This is a genomic window from Kluyvera cryocrescens NBRC 102467, assembly GCF_001571285.1.
Lineage (GTDB): Bacteria > Pseudomonadota > Gammaproteobacteria > Enterobacterales > Enterobacteriaceae > Kluyvera > Kluyvera cryocrescens.
This window is the reverse complement of record NZ_BCTM01000041.1, coordinates 26,904-33,164: the sequence shown is the minus strand read 5'-3', so window position 1 is coordinate 33,164 and position 6,261 is coordinate 26,904. Positions and strand designations below refer to the sequence as shown.

8 protein-coding genes are annotated in these 6,261 nt (G+C 55.9%); 1 reads left to right on the top strand and 7 read right to left on the bottom strand.

The annotated features are described in order from the left end of the window. The first annotated feature begins 35 nt into the window (after positions 1-35). Positions 36-733, top strand: a protein-coding gene (locus tag KCR01S_RS21025; RefSeq protein ID WP_095033700.1) for an IS1-like element IS1B family transposase whose coding sequence is annotated in 2 segments (ribosomal slippage) — positions 36-285 and positions 285-733 — 699 coding nt in all. Because the reading frame shifts where the segments join, the coding sequence is not laid out codon by codon here. A 124-nt stretch (positions 734-857) separates the two neighbouring features. On the opposite strand, the gene KCR01S_RS21020 is transcribed toward KCR01S_RS21025, so the two are convergent. The 7 genes from KCR01S_RS21020 to merA all read right to left on the bottom strand — a co-directional run bounded on the left by KCR01S_RS21020 (position 858) and on the right by merA (position 6,247). Next, the gene (locus KCR01S_RS21020) at positions 858-2,087 is read right to left on the bottom strand and encodes an EAL and HDOD domain-containing protein (protein ID WP_016241607.1); all 1,230 of its coding nucleotides are present in this window, start codon (positions 2,085-2,087) and stop codon (positions 858-860) included. Between the two features lie 104 nt (positions 2,088-2,191). Continuing rightward, on the bottom strand, positions 2,192-2,896 hold the full coding sequence (locus KCR01S_RS21015) for an IS6-like element IS26 family transposase (RefSeq protein WP_023312637.1): 705 nt from the start codon (positions 2,894-2,896) through the stop codon (positions 2,192-2,194). 84 nt (positions 2,897-2,980) lie between these two features. Then, the gene (locus tag KCR01S_RS21010) at positions 2,981-3,538 is read right to left on the bottom strand and encodes a recombinase family protein (RefSeq protein WP_001162010.1); all 558 of its coding nucleotides are present in this window, start codon (positions 3,536-3,538) and stop codon (positions 2,981-2,983) included. 129 nt (positions 3,539-3,667) lie between these two features. Next, on the bottom strand, positions 3,668-3,880 hold the full coding sequence (locus KCR01S_RS21005; RefSeq protein ID WP_000993245.1) for a DUF3330 domain-containing protein: 213 nt from the start codon (positions 3,878-3,880) through the stop codon (positions 3,668-3,670). 65 nt (positions 3,881-3,945) lie between these two features. After that, the gene (gene merE / locus KCR01S_RS21000; RefSeq protein ID WP_001087807.1) at positions 3,946-4,182 is read right to left on the bottom strand and encodes a broad-spectrum mercury transporter MerE; all 237 of its coding nucleotides are present in this window, start codon (positions 4,180-4,182) and stop codon (positions 3,946-3,948) included. Next, a complete protein-coding gene (merD, locus tag KCR01S_RS20995) occupies positions 4,179-4,544 on the bottom strand; it encodes a mercury resistance co-regulator MerD (RefSeq protein WP_001277466.1) in 366 nt (121 codons plus the stop codon). Before merD ends, merE begins: the two co-directional genes overlap by 4 nt. A gap of 17 nt (positions 4,545-4,561) precedes the next feature. Then, a complete protein-coding gene (gene merA / locus KCR01S_RS20990; protein ID WP_000209296.1) occupies positions 4,562-6,247 on the bottom strand; it encodes a mercury(II) reductase in 1,686 nt (561 codons plus the stop codon). Between the last annotated feature and the right edge of the window lie 14 nt (positions 6,248-6,261).

Genomic DNA, 6,261 nt, shown 5'->3' with positions numbered 1-6,261 from the left:
ATGCTAGTGTATGATGGTGTTTTTGAGGTGCTCCAGTGGCTTCTGTTTCTATCAGCTGTCCCTCCTGTTCAGCTACTGACGGGGTGGTGCGTAACGGCAAAAGCACTGCCGGACATCAGCGCTATCTCTGCTCTCACTGCCGTAAAACATGGCAACTGCAGTTCACTTACACCGCTTCTCAACCCGGTACGCACCAGAAAATCATTGATATGGCCATGAATGGCGTTGGATGCCGGGCAACCGCCCGCATTATGGGCGTTGGCCTCAACACGATTTTCCGCCATTTAAAAAACTCAGGCCGCAGTCGGTAACCTCGCGCATACAGCCGGGCAGTGACGTCATCGTCTGCGCGGAAATGGACGAACAGTGGGGATACGTCGGGGCTAAATCGCGCCAGCGCTGGCTGTTTTACGCGTATGACAGGCTCCGGAAGACGGTTGTTGCGCACGTATTCGGTGAACGCACTATGGCGACGCTGGGGCGTCTTATGAGCCTGCTGTCACCCTTTGACGTGGTGATATGGATGACGGATGGCTGGCCGCTGTATGAATCCCGCCTGAAGGGAAAGCTGCACGTAATCAGCAAGCGATATACGCAGCGAATTGAGCGGCATAACCTGAATCTGAGGCAGCACCTGGCACGGCTGGGACGGAAGTCGCTGTCGTTCTCAAAATCGGTGGAGCTGCATGACAAAGTCATCGGGCATTATCTGAACATAAAACACTATCAATAAGTTGGAGTCATTACCGATAATAGTGTCTCGTTGTGTCTGGATAAGCGGATATAACGGCGTTCACCGGTATTTCTTTAATTAAAAAAATGATGTGTATGACTGATTTGTCTTGTGATAAATATCCTTAACAGACGGCGAGCTCGTCCGCCCATTTTGTTGCGGCCTGCATGGTTTCTATAACAGTGAACTCGCTGATATTGAGGGTATTACATATTTTTGCGGTTTCCTCCCAGTTAAGTTTCTCATAACATAACGACAGGGTCAGTATGTCAAAAAGTTCACCTTTATGTTCACAAAGCGCGGCAGTTACGTTTTGCGGGATTGAAATCTGTTTAATTAAATCGTCCATGGGGAGTTCAAGAATGACATCCAGCAATGAAAACAGACCGCATATAAATGCGTTATAGGATAATGAAACATTATTTATTTTTCCGGCAATTAATTCGCAGAATTTTCCGCGAACCATGCTCAGATGATAAAGTTCACTGATGCCGGAACGCCCCATATTTGAAAGGGCGGCCACCGCAACAAACCGCCGGAGTTCTTTGCCCCCCAGATACATCAGCATTTCTTTCAGGGTAAGATTGTCCGCCTGAATTATGCCATGTGAGTTAAACAGCATGTTTCTGACGTAGCGCATGATTTTATATGACAGCGTCAGATCGGTTTTAAGCAGACGTTCGACCGCGGCAAAGTCCGGGTTTTCCCTGTTCACCTCCATCATCAGCCTGGAGAGTGGCAGGGGGTTCTGGGAAAGGCATTTATTTCTGAGGATTTCCGGGCGACTGAAGAAAAATCCCTGGAAAAGCGCGAAACCCGCCCGGCTGTAAAGCTCAAACTCGTCCCTTGTTTCCACTTTTTCAGCAAGGAATTTTATGCCCTGCAGAAGCTGACTTTTTCTGTGGATATATTGCCGGATATCTTCATAGTCATTGTCTCTGACATCAAATTTGATGACAGAAATATACTGCATAAAGCGGTCCCATTCATCATCCATCGTGAAATCATCGAGCGCAAGCTGGTAACCCCTGTCGTGCATATCCTTTACGGCACAGAAAAGCGCATCATCCGGGACTGCATTTTCCAGAATTTCGATGACCACTTTTTCATTCGGCAGCGTATCGCCCAGTCCGTTAATGATCATCTGGTGCGGCACATTAATAAAAGAACTGTGATTGTTGGCTATACGGGGAACAGGGATGCATAAAAACTGGTCAGAAATCATTCTGGACGTGGCGTATTCTGGTGAAACATCGGGAAAGGCATTGTTCATTCCGTCCCTGAAAAGCAGCTCATAAGCGACGGTCTGCATTTTTGTGTCAAAAATAGGCTGGCGTGCGATAAATGAATACATATTCCCGGTCCCCAGGTCAGCGTTATAATTTTTAGAAATGTAACCTTTCTATGGCACTGTTGCAAAGTTAGCGATGAGGCAGCCTTTTGTCTTATTCAAAGGCCTTACATTTCAAAAACTCTGCTTACCAGGCGCATTTCGCCCAGGGGATCACCATAATAAAATGCTGAGGCCTGGCCTTTGCGTAGTGCACGCATCACCTCAATACCTTTGATGGTGGCGTAAACCGTCTTCATGGATTTAAATCCCAGCGTGGCGCCGATTATCCGTTTCAGTTTGCCATGATCGCATTCAATCACGTTGTTCCGGTACTTAATCTGTCGGTGTTCAACGTCAGACGGGCACCGGCCTTCGCGTTTGAGCAGAGCAAGCGCGCGACCATAGGCGGGCGCTTTATCCGTGTTGATGAATCGCGGGATCTGCCACTTCTTCACGTTGTTGAGGATTTTACCCAGAAACCGGTATGCAGCTTTGCTGTTACGACGGGAGGAGAGATAAAAATCGACAGTGCGGCCCCGGCTGTCGACGGCCCGGTACAGATACGCCCAGCGGCCATTGACCTTCACGTAGGTTTCATCCATGTGCCACGGGCAAAGATCGGAAGGGTTACGCCAGTACCAGCGCAGCCGTTTTTCCATTTCAGGCGCATAACGCTGAACCCAGCGGTAAATCGTGGAGTGATCGACATTCACTCCGCGTTCAGCCAGCATCTCCTGCAGCTCACGGTAACTGATGCCGTATTTGCAGTACCAGCGTACGGCCCACAGAATGATGTCACGCTGAAAATGCCGGCCTTTGAATGGGTTCATGTGCAGCTCCATCAGCAAAAGGGGATGATAAGTTTATCACCACCGACTATTTGCAACAGTGCCGGATTGAGCGGCGTGGCATGGTCAGTCTTCCCGCAGGTACTGGTACAAGGTTTCGCGGCTGATGCCGAAGTCACGGGCCACCAAGGTTTTCTGGTCGCCTGCCGCAACTCGCCGTTTCAACTCGGCAATTTGTTCGCTGTTCAGCGATTTCTTTCGTCCCCGGTAGGCCCCGCGCTGCTTAGCCAGCACGATTCCCTCGCGCTGACGTTCGCGGATCAGAGCGCGCTCGAACTCAGCAAAGGCTCCCATGACCGACAGCATCAGATTGGCCATCGGTGAGTCCTCGCCGGTGAACGTTAGCCCTTCTTTGACGAACTCCATGCGCACGCCCCGTTGTGTCAGCCCTTGGACGATGCGGCGCAGGTCATCAAGGTTGCGTGCCAACCTGTCCATGCTATGCACCACCACGGTGTCGCCCTCGCGGACGAAGGCCAGCAGCCTTTCAAGTTCGGGACGTTGTGTGTCCTTGCCTGAAGCCTTATCGGTGAATACCTTGCCGACTTCTATTTGTTCCAGTTGTCGATCAGGATTCTGGTCGAAGCTGCTGACGCGAACGTAGCCGATACGTTGACCTTGCAAGATGCCTCCAAAGGTAAAAATGTCAGGATGAAATCTATTACCCTTGGCTGAATGTGTCAATAAATATAAATTAATACCCTACTCTGACGTTGTTTGTGCTCAACATCTGACATCAGGTTAGGGTATGCCTCAATCTGACGGCTGCGAACCGCCAGGGACAGGCGCAATGTCAGATTCTGTCGCGGCCTTGGCGCGTGCCTGGAAGCGTTCATAGCAATCCAGCCCGCAGAAATGTTCGACGTATTCCGCGCCTTCCGGGGTGAAGGCGGCATCGAGCGGAATTTCTTTGCAGCATACGCAGCAGGTGGTGCAACTGGCAGTGTTCGGGGCGTTTGCGTTCATGGTGGTACTCCTCCAGATTGGTAGCGAAGCTCAAAGCTGCCCACTCTCGGCTGGCTGGGAAGCGGTCATGATCTTCCCTTGAAGGCCCGCAGCAGCCGCGTCACAGACAGGACAAACAAGCCGGTCAGCGTGAGGGCTGCAATACCCCAGTGCTCCCCGATGAACGCGCCGGCCGTCGTGCCGGCTAGCACAATGGCGAGAATCGGCAAATGGCAGGGACAGGTGAGCACGGCCAGCGCGCCCCACAAGTAGCCGGTGATCGGTTTGTGCGTCTCAGACGGCAAGTGCTCTGGGCTGTTCATGGCAGACTCTCCGCGTGCTGTGCCGGTTCGGTTGGCATGGCGGCCAGTTGCATTTCGAGGCTGGCCAGGGCCTCGCGCCGACGCTCGACGAGTTGCCGCAACACGGCAAGCTGCGCAGACGCACCGTCACCGTCCGCAGCATCCAGCGCCCGGCACAGCCGCGCCAGTGCGTCCAGGCCGATACCCGCTTCGAAGGCAGCCCGTACAAAGCGCAGCCGTTGCAACGCGGTGTCATCGAACAAGCCGTAGCCGCCCGTGGTGTACGCGACCGGCCGTAGCAATCCGCGCAGCAGGTAGTCGCGCACGATATGCACGCTCACCCCGGCATCAAGGGCCAGCCGGGACACTGTGTAGGCGCTCATTGAACACCTCCTTTTCCTCATCCGGCGCAGCACGAAAGCTGCTTCACGTCCTTGCTGAAGGTCTGCGCCGCGAGCTTCAGCCCTTCGACCATGGTCAGGTAGGGGAACAATTGGTCGGCCAGTTCCTGCACGGTCATACGGTTGCGAATGGCGAGCACCGCCGTCTGGATCAGTTCACCCGCTTCCGGGGCCACCGCTTGCACGCCGATGAGCCGTCCGCTACCTTCCTCGATGACCAGCTTGATGAAGCCGCGTGTGTCGAAGTTGGCAAGCGCACGCGGCACGTTATCCAGTGTTAGCAGGCGACTGTCGGTCTCGATCCCGTCGTGATGTGCTTCCGCCTCGCTGTAGCCCACGGTGGCGACCTGCGGGTCGGTGAACACCACGGCCGGCATTGCGGTCAGGTCCAGGGCCGCATCGCCGCCAGTCATGTTGATCGCCGCACGAGTGCCGGCCGCTGCCGCCACATAGACGAACTGCGGCTGGTCGGTGCAGTCGCCGGCCGCGTAGATGTTCGGGCTACTGGTGCGCATGCCCTTGTCGATGACGATGGCCCCCTGCGCATTGACGGCTACCCCCGCCGCTTCCAATGCCAGGCTGCGCGTGTTCGGTGTCCGGCCGGTGGCGACCAGCAGCTTGTCGGCGCGCAATTCACCGTGCGTGGTGGTCAGCACGAATTCACCGTCCATATGGGCGACCTGGCTGGCTTGCGTGTGCTCCAGCACCTCGATGCCCTCGGCACGGAAAGCGGCTGTCACCGCCTCGCCGATGGCCGGGTCTTCACGGAAGAACAAGGTATTGCGCGCCAGGGCCGTGACCTTGCTGCCCAGCCGGGCAAAGGCTTGCGCCAGCTCCAGCGCCACCACCGACGAGCCGATTACGGCAAGGCGTTCGGGAATGGTGTCGCTCGCCAGGGCCTCGGTGGAAGTCCAGTAGGGTGACTCTTTCAGGCCCGGAATCGGCGGGACCGCCGGGCTGGCACCCGTGGCGACCAGGCAGCGGTCGAACATCACGACGCGCTCGCCACCCTCGTTCAAACTAACGATAAGGCTCTGGTCGTCCTTGAAACGCGCTTCACCGTGCAGAACGGTGATGGCTGAATTGCCGTCCAGGATGCCTTCGTACTTGGCATGACGGAGTTCTTCGACACGGGCCTGCTGCTGGGCCAGCAGCCGCTCGCGCAAGATCGTCGGCGGTGTGGGTGGCATGCCGCCGTCGAATGGGCTTTCCCGGCGCAGATGGGCGATGTGGGCGGCGCGGATCATGATCTTGGACGGCACACAACCGACGTTGACGCAGGTGCCGCCGATGGTGCCGCGCTCAATCAGCGTGACCTGCGCGCCTTGCTCGACGGCCTTCAGTGCTGCCGCCATCGCGGCTCCACCGCTACCAATGACGACGACCTGCAACGGGCGTTCGTTGCCACTGGGCTTATCAGCGGCCCCTATCCAGCCGCGCATCTTGTCGAGCAGGCCGGCGCGGTTGTCCGTCGGTGGCGCATCGGCAAGCGTTGCCTCGTAGCCCAGTCCGGCCACGGCGGTAGTCAGCGCATCCGATGACGTGCCCGCCTCAATGGCGAGTTGCGCTGTGCCCTTCGGATAGGACACCAGCGCCGATTGCACGCCGGGCACTTTCTCCAAGGCTTCCTTGACGTGAGCCGCGCACGAGTCGCAGGTCATCCCGGTGATTTTCAGGGTGGTCATGTATTTTTCCTTTT

Coding starts and splice junctions, on each gene's coding strand:
- merA (WP_000209296.1), bottom strand. CDS start 6,247: ATGACCACCCTGAAAATCACCGGGATGACCTGCGACTCGTGCGCGGCT.
- merE (WP_001087807.1), bottom strand. CDS start 4,182: ATGAACAGCCCAGAGCACTTGCCGTCTGAGACGCACAAACCGATCACC.
- KCR01S_RS21005 (WP_000993245.1), bottom strand. CDS start 3,880: ATGAACGCAAACGCCCCGAACACTGCCAGTTGCACCACCTGCTGCGTA.
- KCR01S_RS21020 (WP_016241607.1), bottom strand. CDS start 2,087: ATGTATTCATTTATCGCACGCCAGCCTATTTTTGACACAAAAATGCAG.
- merD (WP_001277466.1), bottom strand. CDS start 4,544: ATGAGCGCCTACACAGTGTCCCGGCTGGCCCTTGATGCCGGGGTGAGC.
- KCR01S_RS21015 (WP_023312637.1), bottom strand. CDS start 2,896: ATGAACCCATTCAAAGGCCGGCATTTTCAGCGTGACATCATTCTGTGG.